This window comes from Candidatus Enterococcus huntleyi (genome assembly GCF_009933175.1).
Lineage (GTDB): Bacteria > Bacillota > Bacilli > Lactobacillales > Enterococcaceae > Enterococcus_K > Enterococcus_K huntleyi.
Map to the genome: position 1 here is coordinate 81120 of NZ_MAEJ01000001.1, position 14597 is coordinate 95716.

General features: G+C 40.4%; 12 protein-coding genes and 1 riboswitch. Of the genes, 8 read left to right on the forward strand and 4 right to left on the reverse strand.

What is annotated here, in order from left to right; genetic code table 11:
• Positions 1-280: 280 nt before the first annotated feature.
• From BAU15_RS00360 to BAU15_RS00370, 3 genes are all read right to left on the reverse strand, one after another.
• Positions 281-1015 (reverse strand): amino acid ABC transporter ATP-binding protein, encoded by a 735-nt coding sequence (locus BAU15_RS00360; protein ID WP_161840764.1) that lies wholly within the window; start codon positions 1013-1015, stop codon positions 281-283.
• 11 nt (positions 1016-1026) lie between these two features.
• Complete coding sequence (locus BAU15_RS00365) at positions 1027-2655, reverse strand: ABC transporter substrate-binding protein/permease (protein ID WP_161840765.1); 1629 nt, start codon at positions 2653-2655, stop codon at positions 1027-1029.
• Between the two features lie 144 nt (positions 2656-2799).
• Positions 2800-2973, reverse strand: a riboswitch (Lysine riboswitch).
• 186 nt (positions 2974-3159) lie between these two features.
• Positions 3160-3456 (reverse strand): hypothetical protein, encoded by a 297-nt coding sequence (locus BAU15_RS00370; protein ID WP_161840766.1) that lies wholly within the window; start codon positions 3454-3456, stop codon positions 3160-3162.
• A gap of 242 nt (positions 3457-3698) precedes the next feature.
• On the opposite strand from BAU15_RS00370, the gene BAU15_RS00375 reads away from it, so the two are divergent.
• The 3 genes from BAU15_RS00375 to BAU15_RS00385 are packed head-to-tail and all read left to right on the forward strand — an operon-like array spanning position 3699 to position 5799.
• The gene (locus BAU15_RS00375) at positions 3699-4400 is read left to right on the forward strand and encodes an NAD-dependent protein deacylase (protein WP_161840767.1); all 702 of its coding nucleotides are present in this window, start codon (positions 3699-3701) and stop codon (positions 4398-4400) included.
• Positions 4401-4423: 23 nt separating this feature from the next.
• Positions 4424-5278 (forward strand): chorismate mutase, encoded by an 855-nt coding sequence (locus BAU15_RS00380; protein WP_161840768.1) that lies wholly within the window; start codon positions 4424-4426, stop codon positions 5276-5278.
• The gene (locus BAU15_RS00385) at positions 5275-5799 is read left to right on the forward strand and encodes a transcription repressor NadR (RefSeq protein WP_161840769.1); all 525 of its coding nucleotides are present in this window, start codon (positions 5275-5277) and stop codon (positions 5797-5799) included. The genes BAU15_RS00380 and BAU15_RS00385 overlap by 4 nt, the downstream gene beginning before the upstream one ends.
• Before the next feature lie 86 nt (positions 5800-5885).
• Here the strand turns inward: BAU15_RS00385 and def are convergent, their stop codons facing one another.
• On the reverse strand, positions 5886-6449 hold the full coding sequence (gene def, locus BAU15_RS00390) for a peptide deformylase (RefSeq protein ID WP_161840770.1): 564 nt from the start codon (positions 6447-6449) through the stop codon (positions 5886-5888).
• A 458-nt stretch (positions 6450-6907) separates the two neighbouring features.
• Between def and BAU15_RS00395 the strand changes: the two genes are divergently transcribed.
• From BAU15_RS00395 to BAU15_RS00415, 5 genes are all read left to right on the forward strand, one after another.
• Positions 6908-7003, forward strand: coding sequence for a type I toxin-antitoxin system Fst family toxin (locus BAU15_RS00395; RefSeq protein ID WP_161840771.1), 96 nt, complete (start codon positions 6908-6910; stop codon positions 7001-7003).
• 449 nt (positions 7004-7452) lie between these two features.
• A complete protein-coding gene (gene rpsO / locus BAU15_RS00400; RefSeq protein WP_161840772.1) occupies positions 7453-7722 on the forward strand; it encodes a 30S ribosomal protein S15 in 270 nt (89 codons plus the stop codon).
• Between the two features lie 246 nt (positions 7723-7968).
• Positions 7969-10077, forward strand: coding sequence for a polyribonucleotide nucleotidyltransferase (gene pnp / locus BAU15_RS00405; RefSeq protein ID WP_161840773.1), 2109 nt, complete (start codon positions 7969-7971; stop codon positions 10075-10077).
• Between the two features lie 501 nt (positions 10078-10578).
• Positions 10579-12063, forward strand: coding sequence for a glycoside hydrolase family 1 protein (locus BAU15_RS00410; protein ID WP_161840774.1), 1485 nt, complete (start codon positions 10579-10581; stop codon positions 12061-12063).
• A 187-nt stretch (positions 12064-12250) separates the two neighbouring features.
• Positions 12251-14416, forward strand: coding sequence for a glycoside hydrolase family 3 protein (locus BAU15_RS00415; RefSeq protein WP_202622682.1), 2166 nt, complete (start codon positions 12251-12253; stop codon positions 14414-14416).
• Positions 14417-14597 lie beyond the last annotated feature (181 nt).

Here is a 14597-nt window from a genome sequence, read left to right on the forward strand (position 1 = left end):
ACAACAACTCCTAACTTTTTTATTTCTAATAAAAATAACATGCTTACATTTGTTTAACAATAAAAATCGGGAAAGTTTCGTCAGTTTTTTTGTGGAGCAACCATTTAATAAAAAAAGCTGAGACAGTCAGTGCAACGACTGATGTCCCAGCAGTAAAGGATGAAGTTCACGTATGTCTAGCAGATTGCCGCTAGTTTTTTGCGGCTTTTAGATGGCTAGTGGAACAATCTTCTGACATTTTTTAATTTTTGATAGAATTTTTTCTGGCGCGTTTATCGTATTAATTAAGTACGCGGTGTAAAAATTCTTTCGTCCGGGCTTCTTTTGGATGGACAAAGAGCTGATCAGGTGTGCCTTCTTCGGCGATGACCCCTTTATCCATAAAGATGACGCGATCAGAAACTTCTTTGGCAAAAGCCATCTCGTGGGTAACGACAATCATGGTTAAACCCGTGTGCGCTAAATTTTTCATAGTAGTCAGCACTTCGCCGACCATTTCAGGATCAAGGGCAGAAGTAGGTTCATCAAATAGCATGACATCAGGATTCATAGATAGCGCGCGGGCAATTGCCACCCGTTGTTTTTGACCACCAGAAAGCTGAGAAGGTTTGGCATCGACATAGCGGGCCATGCCAACATTTTCTAAGTTTTCAAGCGCAATTTTACGTGCTTCTTCTTTTGAACGTTTCAAGACTGTTAATTGACCGGATAGACAGTTATCCAAGACATTCATGTTATTGAATAAATTAAATTGCTGGAAAACCATTCCAAGATGTGTGCGGTACGTAGGTAAGCTGTAGCCTTTCGCCAAGACGTTTTCGTCTTTGTAAAGAATTTTGCCGTCTGTTGGCTTTTCTAGTAGATTGATACAGCGTAAAAGTGTCGATTTTCCAGAACCGGAAGAGCCGATGATGGTCACAACTTCGCCTTTGTTGACTGTTAAGTTAATATCTTTTAAGACTTCATTTGTACCGAAGCTTTTTTTCAAATGTTGTACATCAATAATTGTGTTCATGGGAAACCTCCTTATTTTTCTTCCTGAATAGCAACTTCGTCGGCTACTTCGATTTGGACATAGGCTGAAGGACCGTCCATTTTTTTCTCAACAACACGCAAGATTCGGGTAATCGTATAAGTCATAATCAGGTACATAATACCAACGATTGTGAACGTTTGGAAGAATTTATAGTTGCCACCAGCGGTTGAGTTTCCTTGGAAAAATAGATCCGCGACACCAATCACACTCAATACGGCAGTATCTTTGATATTGATGACGAACTCGTTACCTGTAGCTGGCAAAATATTTCTTAAGACTTGCGGAATAATGACTTTTCGCATCGTTTGACCATGCGTCATACCGATGGCTTGGGCTGCTTCAAATTGACCAGTATCAACGGCGAAAATACCGCCTCGAACAATCTCTGACATGTAGGCTCCGGTATTAATAGAAACAATAAATAAAGCTGCAATGGTTTTATCTAACGAAATACCGAAAGCTAGTGCTAGTCCATAGAAAATGACCATTGCTTGAACCATCATTGGTGTGCCACGGAAAACTTCAATGTAGACTGATAGCAACCAGTTAGCTAATTTTTGTAAATAATAGAAGAATTTATTTTCAGATTCTGGAATCGTACGGAAAACACCGATTAATAAACCTAACACCGTTCCAACAACTGTTCCGAATAAGGCGATAACTAGAGTTAACCCTGCACCACGCAAGAAAAGCGTGCCGGATTGATCCCAAATCGTTTTAATGTCACTTAGGACACCCGTTTCCTTAGCGGCTGCTTCATCTGTATCGCCGTCCGCTGTTTCCTCTACAGCAGCAGGTTGATCAAGAATCGCTTGATCCATGATTTCTGTTCGTTCATCAGCTGAAATAGTTGCCAAAATCTGATTAACTTTCTCTTGGTCTGGATCGCCTTTACGCATCCCGATTGCTACTTGCACATCTTCGGGAGTCGTTTGAAAGCCATCTTCGGCTGAAAATTCTAACATCGTCATGTTTTTGTCAACGCTAGTTGCAGTGACACCTTCTGGACGCTCACTGACATAGCCATCAATGATGCCAGAAGAAAGTGCCGTCCGCATCGCTGAGAAGTTATCCATGGCTTGTTCTTTTATAACACCAGGGATTTGCTCAACGACTGAGTAATGGAAGGTGTTGAGTTGTCCAGTGATTTTAGCGCCGGATAAATCTTTTAGACTTTTAGCATTGGCATAAGAGCCATCTTTTTGCGTTACAACGACTAATTGTGATTCATAGTAAGCATCGGTAAAATCGACTTCTTTTTTACGTTCAGCTGTGGGTGACATGCCGGCGATGATGGCATCAATTTTGCCAGACTGCAAGGCAGGAGGAAGGCCGTCCCACTTAGTTTTGACAATCACTAATTTTTTACCTAAGCCGTCAGCGACTTTTTTAGCGATTTGGACATCATAGCCACCAGCAAAAGCACCATCTCCGACAGGAATTGCGCCATTTGAATTATCTTTTTGCGACCAGTTAAATGGTGCATAACCGGCCTCCATTCCGACACGAAATTCATCGGCTGGTGTTTTCTCGTCTGCGTGAGCCAAAGGACTAGCTAAATTGACTAACGATAGAACGAAACTTAGTGCAATGATCATTGAAAGTACTCTTTTTTTCATCTTTTTCTCCCCTGTTTTAAAAATATTTTCTTTGGCTAGGTGCGTAAAGAATGGTTTATCCTGTGTGTTTAAATTAAAACAACAAAAAAAGCCGCCGTTTCTATAGCAAGGCCGCTTGGTTTTATATAGGATGACAAACCTCTCACAAAACATAGCGCAACTTAGTATCACTACTAAGACAGTCCACAAGCTATTAACTTGTGTCCCAACATAAAGCCCAAGAGAGGACGTTACATTTCGGCGATTCTTCCTAGGCCTGCTTCAGCGTGTCTTCTTCACTCCACAGGATTAATAAGTCTCGCGACCTCTACCTCATTGATTGAGGCATTTCATATTCAGTTGATTGGTACAGTTACTGAGTGTACTTTATAATCTAAAAGTTGTCAATATAATAGTCGTTTTTTGGCTAAAGTTCCGAGTATAGATAGATGACGAAAAAACAGCTCCGCACAATAAAAAGANNTCTTTTTATTGTGCGGAGCTGGACGTTTCTTTCGCCTCTTTTTAGGCTTTAGCTGTTTTTGGTTCGCGGCCTAAAACGGCTTGAACAACAGCTAATACACCTAGTCCTGCTAAGATTAGATAGATTAAGCTTGAGTATTGAGTGACATCCCAACCCCACGTTCTATAAACTACTAGCATAATAGCTAGAACAATTGCGGCCATTACGTTGAAAAAGGCAAATGCCCAGAGGTTTCCATTTTCTTTGCGAGATAAATAGAAAATTGAAAAGAAAAGGCTTAGTGCAAACCAAGCAATACAAGCTAAAATAATTCCCCAATAAATGAACACTGGTAACATGTTAATTCACCTCACTTTATACAGCTAGTATTCTATCACGTTTCCTATTATTTGTCATGGAACTTGTGAGGAATTCAACAATAATTTGGCGCACCTAATTTGGTGGACACATTTCACACAGTATAGTTGACTGATGGAAGGGAAGGAATCCAGGCAGAAACGCGATCATTTTTACATAAACAGCAGATTGATGGTTTCTTATCACTGCTGATTTCTAGTATAATAGAGGGGAGGTGAAGAACATGAGAAATAGTTTGCCAAAAGAAGCCGCCGAACGCATTCGTGCGGCCCAAAAGATTACTTTTTTAACAGGTGCAGGTGTTTCGACGCCTTCCGGAATTCCAGATTATCGTTCACTCAAAGGCGTCTATCAAGGTCTGGAGGAGCCAGAATATTTATTGAGTCATGAGGCGATGGTTAATGAGCCAGAAAAATTTTATCAGTTTGTTCAAAATCTGTATCATCCAGATGCCCAACCCAATGTGATTCATCGGGTGATGGCTGAGTTGGAGCAGGAAAAATCTGTTTGGGTTGTCTCGCAAAATATTGATGGCTTGCATGAGAAGGCGGGGAGCCAACAGGTAATTAATTTTCATGGGAGCTTATACGATTGCCATTGTCGAAAATGTGGTGAATCAGTTTCTTATAAGGCGTATATGAAGAGTGACCGACATGCGGACTGTGGTGGGCAAATCCGACCAAATATTGTATTATATGGGGAAGGTTTTAGAGCGAGCGTCCTTGATGGTGCAGTGGAAGTTGTTGAACAGGCAGAGCTTATTGTGATTGTTGGGACGAGTTTTCAAGTGCATCCGTTTTGTGACTTAGTGCGGTACAAAAAACCACAAGCAAAAGTAATCGTAATCAATCAAACACCCATCTCACTGGCTCAGGACTATGACTTTGTCGAGGCAGATGGGGTACGTGTTTTTCAACAATTATAATGAAAAGAAAAAGGAGTAATGGAATGACTGAATACAAAAGTGAAAAAGAAAAAATGATTGCTGGAGAACTATATTTTTCAGCTGATCCTGAATTAGTAGCTGCACGTAAGTTTGCGCGTGAACAGATGGCTTTGATTAATGGACCGCAAACAACAGAGGTTCGTAGCCAATTGTTGAAGGAAACTTTAGGCACGACGGGAGAGCATGTCTATATTGAACCGATATTTAGCTTTGACTATGGTACGAATATTCATGTGGGTGCAAATTTTTATGCGAATTTTAACTGTACCTTTTTAGATGTCTGCCCGATTGTGATTGGCGATAACTGTATGTTCGGTCCGAATGTTCAATTGTATACTGCAACTCATCCTTTACACCCTGTGAAACGTAATAGTGGTCTAGAAAATGGTAAACCGATTACGATTGGTGATAATGTTTGGCTAGGCGGCGGTGTGGTTGTCGCACCTGGCGTGACTTTGGGGGATAACGTTGTTGTAGGCGCAGGAGCTGTGGTAACAAAATCATTTCCTGATAATGTCGTAATCGGTGGCAATCCAGCGCGTGTGATTAAAGAAATTGATTTAGAGGAAACGAAAGACTCATTGACGCAACAACGCCAACTAATTGATTCTGTGGATAGTCAAATCGTTCAATTATTAGAAAAACGAATGACAGCTGTCTCGAAAATTGCTGAGATTAAAGGGCAAAGTGGCAAACAAGTGTTGGATTCATCTCGTGAGCAACAAGTCTTAGAAAAAGTTGGAGATAGAGTCGTCAATCCTGATTATCAGGCGACGATTGTCGAAACGTTTAAGGATGTCATGAAGCATTCGCGTGCCTACCAAAAGGCGAAATTAGAAAAGGGGGAAGCTGAGTGATTGAGGGAAGCACTCGTCGAAGTGAAATTATTCGTCAACTGTCAGTCAGCGAAAAACCAATTAGTGCCAGCAAATTCGCCAAACAATTTGGTGTCAGTCGTCAAATCGTGGTAGGGGATATTGCCTTAATGCGCGCAAGTGGTGAAGGGATTGTAGCGACTGCCCGTGGCTACGTTTTAGAGAAAGCGAAAAGTGCAGAGGGCTTACTGAGTAAAATTGCGGTACAGCATGGTCCAGAAGATACCAGAAATGAATTGGAGCTGATTATTAAACAAGGTGGCGAAATTATCGACGTGATTGTTGAACATCCAATTTATGGAGAATTAGTCGGAGGACTTCATTTGAAGACGTTGAAAGATGTTGATTTGTTCATGAAGTCTTATGAAGAAGGCCAAGGCTCTTTGTTATCTCAATTGACCGAGGGGATTCATCTGCATACGATTCGTTATCAAGAAGAACGCCAATTTGAAGCCATCAAACAAGCGTTACTGGACGCGAATATTTTATACCAATCAGAATAAAAAAGAAAAAACGTGTTTTTCTGACCAGCTGCATGTAGCTAGTGAGAGAAACACGTTTTTTTACGGTTCGTAATCTTTCATGAAGATTAATCGATAACTAAGACGCCATCTTTTAAGGCAAATGGTGTGTCTTTATTGATATGGTCATAGAACATCACACCATTTAAGTGATCAATTTCATGTTGAACAACAATCGCTTCGTAATTTTTTAAACGAATCTTTTGCTTGGTGCCTTCGCTATCATAATAACTTAATGTCACTTTGGCATGACGCACCACGTATCCAGGCACTTCACGATCGACAGATAGGCAACCTTCACCTTCGCCTAGACAAGCATCTTGAACAGAGTGGCTTAAAATCTTAGGATTGTACATCACGGCGCTCAATAACGGCTCCTCATTTTCGGGATCCCCACTAGGAACATGAACAGCGATGATGCGTTTTGAAATATTCAATTGGGGAGCGGCTAAACCGACGCCACCACGTAATTTCATTTCTTCAGCCTTGACTGGGTCTTGGCTGTTTTTTAAAAATTCCATCATATCTTGTCCCAATGCCACCTCTTCTGGAGTTGGTGGAACGGTCACTTCTTTTGCGACTTCACGCAACGTTGGGTGGCCTTCACGGATAATATCATCCATAGTAATCATACGGTAAAAATACTCCTTTCAAGCAGTCAATAAATAAAATAGGTAATAGGTGCACGATTTATTGACATTGTTTAATTCACTTTAAGAAACTTTCTGCCTTATTAGTTTAACATAAAACGGAAAAGGTCGGGGGAAAATTGTTTGAAGAAGTGTGTGTTTATCTTGGGATGAGCAGTGTTCGCTGCTTCATTAGGTTAAATCGCATAAAAAAAAAGCCCAACCTATTAGCAGTAGGTTGGGCTCCGGTGCATCTTGATGAGTGAAATAGTTACTTTTCATAGAGAGCATAACACAAATAAATAGATTGTACAAATTACGTCCGTTTATTAAAATAAAGAGAGCGGATACAAAATAAACTTCCATTATGATAGAAGTCTCATCATACTCACAATATTCTAGGGTTATTAAGTGTGCTAGTGTGGTGATGGCGACTTGCCTCAAAAGGAGGTGTCGTCTTGATGAGAGAGATAGTTACGTTAGTTGTTGCGCCTCTATTTGTAGGTCTAGTGTTAGCACTAGTTTCCTATTGGTTGGGCAAAAAGGACAACGACTGAGAGCAAGTTACTCCAACCCGCCCGCTTGAGTTATTAAATAGAGTGTAAAAAAAGCCCAACCTACGGCAAATAGGTTGGGCTTTGGTGCGTCTTGCTAGAAATAGTTACTTTTCATAGAGAGCATAACACAAATAAACAAATTATACAAATTACGCTCGTTTAATACAGGAGACAATTAACTTTTTTCGATGAATAGTTAAAAATGCTCGATTTTTTGGTAGCAGATAAAAAATATGATTTCGAACCTATTTGCTTTGCTAATCTGACCAAGTAAATAATTACGAGAATTGAGCGCGAATTTAGGGCGTAAAAGTAAAAGAATTCTTGCAATTTGATGGGTTTTCGGGTAAAGTATACGTGTGTGTAATGCACCGTCTGTCACTTGGTTGAGCGAATCACCAACGTTCTACTCAGTTACGAGATGAATCTATAAGAAAGAGGTGGAAGACATGTCAATGTCAAAAGAGAAAAAGAACCAAATCATGAGCGAATATGCACGTCACGAAGGAGATACTGGTTCACCAGAAGTACAAATTGCTGTATTAACTGCTGAAATCAATCACTTAAACGAACATGCACGTGTTCACAAAAAAGATCACCATTCTTACCGTGGACTAATGAAAAAAGTTGGTCACCGTCGTAACTTGTTAGCTTACTTACGTAAAACTGACGTTCAACGTTACCGTGAATTAATCCAACGCTTAGAATTACGTCGTTAATTAAAATGAAAAAGTGAGGTTCAAGGTGAATCTCACTTTTTTGCTATTACTTATCACAGGTAAGTGTAAGCATCATTTTATAAAACAGGGGGAAAGCACCTTACGCTTAAATAAAATCGCCTTTGGAAAGTTTGTCGGGCTTCTACTAACCAAATGAAAGGTCCTAATTTTTAAGTATTGCCTTCATTTAGGAGTTTTCATTTGTTTAGTAGCGTCTTACTTTTCACAAGGCAAGAGGAGCTATTTATGTCAGAAAAACAAGTATTTAAAACAAATTGGGGCGGCCGTCCTCTACAAGTTGAGATTGGTCAACTAGCCAAACAAGCAAACGGTGCGGTATTAGTGCGTTATGGTGACACAGTGGTCTTAACTGCTGCGGTTGCTTCTAAAGATGCACGCGATTTCGATTTCTTCCCATTAACAGTCAACTATGAAGAAAAAATGTATGCCGTTGGTAAAATCCCTGGTGGCTTCATCAAACGTGAAGGACGTCCAAGTGAAAATGCGACATTAACAGCGCGTTTAATTGACCGTCCAATCCGTCCAATGTTCGCAGAAGGCTTCCGTAATGAAGTTCAAATCACGAACACAGTGATGAGCGTGGAACAAGATTGCACACCAGAAATGGCAGCAATGTTCGGTTCTTCATTAGCATTAGCTATCTCAGATATTCCTTTTGATGGCCCAATCGCGGGTGTTAATGTGGGACGTGTGGATGGAGAATTCATTTTAAATCCAACAACTGAACAAGCGGAAAAAACAGATATCGAATTGACTGTTGCTGGTACGAAAAAAGCGATCAACATGGTTGAGAGTGGTGCCAAAGAAGTTTCAGAAGAAGATATGTTAGGCGCGTTACTTTTCGGTTTTGACGCAATCAAAGAATTAGTTGCTTTCCAAGAAGAGATCGTGGCAGCTGTTGGCCAACCTAAAATGGAAATCAAATTATTACAAGTTGATGCTGACTTGAAAAAAGAAGTCTTCGACGCTTACTACGGTACAATGAAAGAAGCCGTAATGACTGAAGAAAAATTAGCTCGTGAAGATAATATCGACGCGGTTAAAGATCAAGTAAAAGAAGTCTATGCAGAAAAATTTGCTGGACATGAAGACGAAGCAAATCTGTTAAAAGAAATCAAACAGATTGCTGAAGATTTAGAAAAAGACGTAGTTCGTGAGTTAATCACGATCGATAAAATCCGCCCTGATGGCCGTAAATTGGATGAAATTCGTCCATTAGCTTCAGAAGTGAAATTATTACCGCGCGTGCATGGTTCTGGTTTATTCACTCGTGGCCAAACACAAGCACTCTCAGCGTGTACTTTAGCACCTTTAGGTGAACATCAAATTATTGATGGTCTAGGTACGCAAGAAAACAAACGTTTCATCCATCATTACAATTTCCCACAATATTCTGTGGGTTCAACAGGACGTGCGGGTTCACCTGGTCGTCGTGAGATTGGACATGGTGCTTTAGGCGAACGTGCCCTAGCACAAATTATTCCAAGTGAAGAGGATTTCCCTTACACAATTCGTTTGGTTGCTGAAGTATTAGAATCAAATGGTTCATCTTCTCAAGCGAGTATCTGTGCCGGAACATTAGCATTAATGGACGCTGGTGTACCAATCAAAGCACCGGTTGCTGGGATTGCTATGGGACTTGTCAGCGATGGCGAAAACTACACAATCTTAACTGATATTCAAGGTTTAGAAGATCATTTAGGCGACATGGACTTTAAAGTAGCTGGAACGAAAGATGGAATTACTGCCCTACAAATGGATATTAAAATCCAAGGAATCACGGAACAAATTTTAACAGAAGCCTTAACGCAAGCGAAAAAAGCTCGTTTAGAAATCTTAGATGAATTGACGTCAACATTGGCTGAGCCTCGTGCTGAGTTAAGTGAGTACGCACCGAAAATTGAAATGGTCAAAATTGATCCTGCGAAAATCAAAGATGTTATCGGTAAAGGTGGCGACACTATTAACGGTATTATTGATGAAACAGGCGTTAAGATTGATATCGATCAAGAAGGTAACGTAAGTATCGCTTCTGCTGATGCTGAAATGATTCAAAAAGCCATCAAGATTATTGAAGAATTAACGAAAGAAGTTAAAGTTGGCGAAGTTTACCTAGGTAAAGTTGTCCGCATCGAAAAATTCGGCGCGTTCATCAACTTAATCAAAGGTAAAGACGGCTTAGTTCATATTTCACAACTTGCGAACGAACGTGTAAATAACGTAGAAGATGTGATCAAATTAGGCGATGAAGTCCTTGTAAAAGTGACTGAAATCGACAAACAAGGGCGCGTAAACTTATCAAGAAAAGCATTATTAACAGACGATAAGAAATAAGCTCGACTAAATAAGATGTTAATCGCGAGAATCGAATAACGACAACAAGAAACACGACTCAGGAACTGCCAATTGGTGGGGAATGAGTCGTGTTTTGTTGTGGGCTAATATCGCCTTATTCGGGTTACTTCTTGTTTCGATTATTTAGCCAATAATCCGATTTTTTTGAGCCAATTTTTATTAGTAGCCCGAAGTTTGAACGCTGCAATATTTTTTATCAGAGTGAAGAAAACGGTTGCTTTTTTTTGATGGGTGTTATAGGCTAGATATATAGAAATAGTTGGATAGTTATTGCATCATGCAAGCTAAACCTGTTTATAGATAAGGGCGAGAAGGGCCTTTATTTGTGAGCGGGTTTTTCTTATTTTATGCGCAAAATGATGTTCAAACAAGAGCTTTGTTCACATGTCTAGCGATTGCTGGACTTTACAGTAGCTGTATTAAGTGTGTCGGAGCTATTAAAAAATTTAATTAAATTAAAAGAAAAGAGAGTGATTTATTATGACATTTCCAAAGAATTTTCTATGGGGCGGCGCGATTGCGGCGAATCAAGCTGAGGGAGCGTACAATGTTGACGGACGTGGTCTTGTTCAAACGGATGTGACGACTGGTGGTTCAGTTAATTCATCACGCATGACCACGTATATTGATAAAGATGGGAATCCCGGAAAAGCACCTTCGATGGGGCATAATGGTCGTATTCCTGAAGGCGCAAAATTTGCCGTCTTAGAAGACGAATATTATCCAAACCATAAAGCTGTTGATTTTTATCATCGCTATAAAGAAGATATCAAACTTTTTGCTGAGATGGGTTATTCTGTCTTCCGCCTGTCTATTTCTTGGGCGCGTATTTTCCCAAATGGCGATGAAACAGAACCGAATCAAGCGGGTCTAGATTTCTATCGTTCAGTTTTTGAAGAATGTCGCAAATATAATATTGAGCCGCTGGTTTCAATCTGGCATTTCGATACACCGCTTGCGCTTGAAGTGAATTATGGTGGTTGGTCAAACCGTAAATTGATTGATTTATACGTGAATTATGCAAAAGTTGTGTTCACTGAGTACAAGGATTTGGTGAAGTATTGGCTGACGTTTAATGAAATTAATAATACAACGATGTTCCTTGATATCTATGGCGATGCAGCGACAGATGAGGATTATCAAGAAGGGTATCAAGTGCTTCACAATCAATTTGTTGCGTCTGCTAAAGCGGTCCTATTAGGTCATGAAATTAATCCGGAATTTATGATTGGGAACATGATTTGTGGCATAACTTTCTATCCTGGTACATGTGATCCTGCTGATATTTTAGCAAATCAACACAAATGGGAGTCTGGCATTTATTACTGTGGGGATGTGCAGGCGAAAGGGAAGTATGGGACTTATGCCAAACGTCTTTGGAAAGAGCACAATGTGACACTTGATATCACGGAAGAAGATTTAGAGATTCTTAAAAAAGGAACCGTTGATATGTATACATTCTCTTATTACATGTCTAATAATGTGACCACGCATACCGATCAAGAACAGGTAGCTGGGAACTTTTCATCAGGGGCTAAAAATCCTTATCTAACTTATTCAGATTGGGGTTGGGCGCATGATCCAACAGGTTTACAATATTATCTTGAAAAAATATATGATCGTTATGAACTACCTTTGATGTTAGTCGAAAACGGCCTAGGTGCGTTTGACACAGTTGAAGAAGACGGTTCGATTCATGATGATTACCGTATTGATTATCATCGGGCACATGTCAAAGCGATGTCAGATGCGATTGATAATGGCGTTGATTTAATTGCTTATACTACCTGGGGCTGTATTGATATCGTCTCGGCTGGAACAGGTGAGATGCGCAAACGTTACGGTTTTATCTATGTCGATATGGATGATGAAGGAAATGGAACATTGAATCGTTCGAAGAAAGATAGCTTCGAGTGGTACAAAGAAGTGATTGCGACTAACGGTCAAAATTGTCTGACTGATTAATACGCAAGTAAATAGAATGAAATAGGTAGACGGGTAGACGGAGGAAAGAGGAGCATTCGCGTGCTTCTCCTTTTTCTGTCTCTTCCTTCATTAGATAAACAAGCAAATAACTAGCTAGATGAACCGTCTGTTAATTGATAGAATAAGAACAGGTAGTGTTTCACAAATAAGTGTAGGAGGAATGCGCATGTATACAATTGAAAAGAAAGAACAGTGGCAAAAAGTGACTCATGAGTCTGGACCTGTCTTGGGCGTGGCATTGGATTCAGGGGTTAAATTAATTGAAGTAGATGGACTGATGTTTAAAGATTTAAATAAAAATGGTACCCTGGATCCTTATGAAGATTGGCGCTTGCCGATTGAGGAGCGGGTCAATGATTTAGCTAAGCGCATGTCGATTGAAGAGATTGCTGGCTTGATGCTTTATAGTAAACATCAATCGGTTTCTTCTGGCAACGATTCATTTTCAAAAATATTTGGCGGGACTTATAACGGAAAAACGTTTGCTGACTATGACGGTGAGATTACAGATTTGACAGACCAACAAATTGATTTCTTGGAGAAACAGAAAGTCCGTCATTTTCTATTAACAGCAGTGGATTCGCCAGAGGTTTCTGGGAAATGGGCGAATAATTTACAGGCGGCTTCTGAAAAAATTGGCTTAGGTATCCCGGTTAACCTCAGCAGCGATCCGCGCCATGGGACTAGTGCAGATACGGAATTTAATTCTGGTGCCGGTGGCGATATTTCAAAATGGCCGGAACAATTAGGCTTAGCGGCGACCTTTAATCCTGAGACGGTTAAAACATTTGGTGATATTGCTCGTCAAGAATATCGCGCACTAGGAATTGCTACGGCACTGTCTCCACAAATTGATTTAGCGACTGAACCGCGTTGGATGCGATTTGATGGGACCTTTGGTGAAGGAACGGAGTTAGTTACTGATCTGGCGAGAGCTTATTGCGATGGTTTCCAAACGACGCCAGATGCCCAAGGTTGGGGAGCTGAAAGTGTTAACGCGATGGTCAAACATTGGCCTGGCGGTGGGAGCGGAGAAGCCGGCCGCGATGCTCATTATGGCTATGGAAAATATGCCGTTTATCCTGGCAAGAATTTTGATGAACATTTGAAACCTTTTGTGAATGGTGCCTTTGCCTTAACGGATGGCACGAAAAAAGCCTCGGCCGTGATGCCTTACTACACAATTTCTTACGAGATAGATCAGAAAAATCACGAGAATGTCGGGAATGGCTATAGCCGCTATCTGGTCACTGATTTATTGAGAGAAACTTATCAATATGATGGCGTGGTTTGTACGGATTGGAATATTACCAAGGATGCGCCGAAAATGGATGAATTTCTTTCAGGCAAGCCTTGGGGCGTGGAAGAGTTGAGCGAAGTTGAACGTCATTATAAAGCTTTATTGGCCGGTGTTGACCAATTTGGTGGGAATAATGAGATTCAGCCAGTCCTAGAAGCGTTTAAAATGGGTGCAGCTGAATTCGGTGAAGCCGCCTTTACTGAACGATTTAGAGCCTCAGCTAAACGTTTATTGACAAATATTATGCAAGTGGGTTTATTTGAAAATCCTTATGTCGATGTTGTCGAAACCAAAGCAACTGTCGGTCAGCCTGAATTTATGGCAGCTGGTTTCAAGGCACAGCTAGAGTCGATTGTTCTGCTTAAAAATAAAAATATTCTGCCGCTAGCGACGAAACAAAAAGTCTACGTGCCGAAGAATTTCCGAGCAGAGAGCAAGAATTGGTTTGGTCAAACGATTGATGCTCATGAGGTTAATCCGATTAACTCAGACATCTTGAATAAATATTATCAACGAGTGACGACGCCTGAAGAAAGCGACGTGATTCTGTGCTTCGCAGACTCACCAATCATGACGGGCTACGATACAGAAAAAGGCTATCTGCCAATCAGCTTGCAATATCAGGATTATACAGCGAAAACAAGCCGTGAAAAAGCGCTAGCTGATCCTGAGCGGACATATTATGAAAAATCTAATCGTCCGGTGAATCAACAAGAAGGACTACAGGTCAAAGCCTTGAAGGAACAGTATCCAAATAAACCAATCATCGTAGTGATGAAGATGACAAATCCAACGATTCTGTCAGAAATCGAACCTTATGCTGATGCAATTTTAGTAGAATTTGGTGTCCAAAGCCAAGCTATTCTAGAAATTCTATCAGGCAAGCAACCTACGAAAGGGCGCTTACCATTCCAACTGCCTACCAATATGGAAACGGTGGAAGCCCAACAAGAAGACGTTCCGCTGGATATGACGCCCTATGTCGATGAACTCGGAAATATTTATGACTATGGATTTGGCTTAAAGAGCTGAATTGAAAACTAAATTGAAGTGCTAAGCTGTTTGAAATAGAAATAGGTTTGGTCATCAATAGATTTCAAGAAATTATAAGCAAGTCACCGATAAATCGAAAAATAAAAAAACTCTGTCCTTCATGTGCTACCGAGTTTCTAAAATAGTTAGAAATGATTGCTAACTTTTTTAGAAACTGACG

Bases quoted from the DNA above. Each gene is read 5' to 3' on its own strand.
- BAU15_RS00360 (WP_161840764.1), bottom strand. From the start codon at position 1,015: ATGAACACAATTATTGATGTACAACATTTGAAAAAAAGCTTCGGTACA.
- BAU15_RS00365 (WP_161840765.1), bottom strand. From the start codon at position 2,655: ATGAAAAAAAGAGTACTTTCAATGATCATTGCACTAAGTTTCGTTCTA.
- BAU15_RS00370 (WP_161840766.1), bottom strand. From the start codon at position 3,456: ATGTTACCAGTGTTCATTTATTGGGGAATTATTTTAGCTTGTATTGCT.
- BAU15_RS00375 (WP_161840767.1), top strand. From the start codon at position 3,699: ATGAGAAATAGTTTGCCAAAAGAAGCCGCCGAACGCATTCGTGCGGCC.
- BAU15_RS00380 (WP_161840768.1), top strand. From the start codon at position 4,424: ATGACTGAATACAAAAGTGAAAAAGAAAAAATGATTGCTGGAGAACTA.
- def (WP_161840770.1), bottom strand. From the start codon at position 6,449: ATGATTACTATGGATGATATTATCCGTGAAGGCCACCCAACGTTGCGT.
- BAU15_RS00395 (WP_161840771.1), top strand. From the start codon at position 6,908: ATGAGAGAGATAGTTACGTTAGTTGTTGCGCCTCTATTTGTAGGTCTA.
- rpsO (WP_161840772.1), top strand. From the start codon at position 7,453: ATGTCAATGTCAAAAGAGAAAAAGAACCAAATCATGAGCGAATATGCA.
- pnp (WP_161840773.1), top strand. From the start codon at position 7,969: ATGTCAGAAAAACAAGTATTTAAAACAAATTGGGGCGGCCGTCCTCTA.
- BAU15_RS00410 (WP_161840774.1), top strand. From the start codon at position 10,579: ATGACATTTCCAAAGAATTTTCTATGGGGCGGCGCGATTGCGGCGAAT.
- BAU15_RS00415 (WP_202622682.1), top strand. From the start codon at position 12,251: ATGTATACAATTGAAAAGAAAGAACAGTGGCAAAAAGTGACTCATGAG.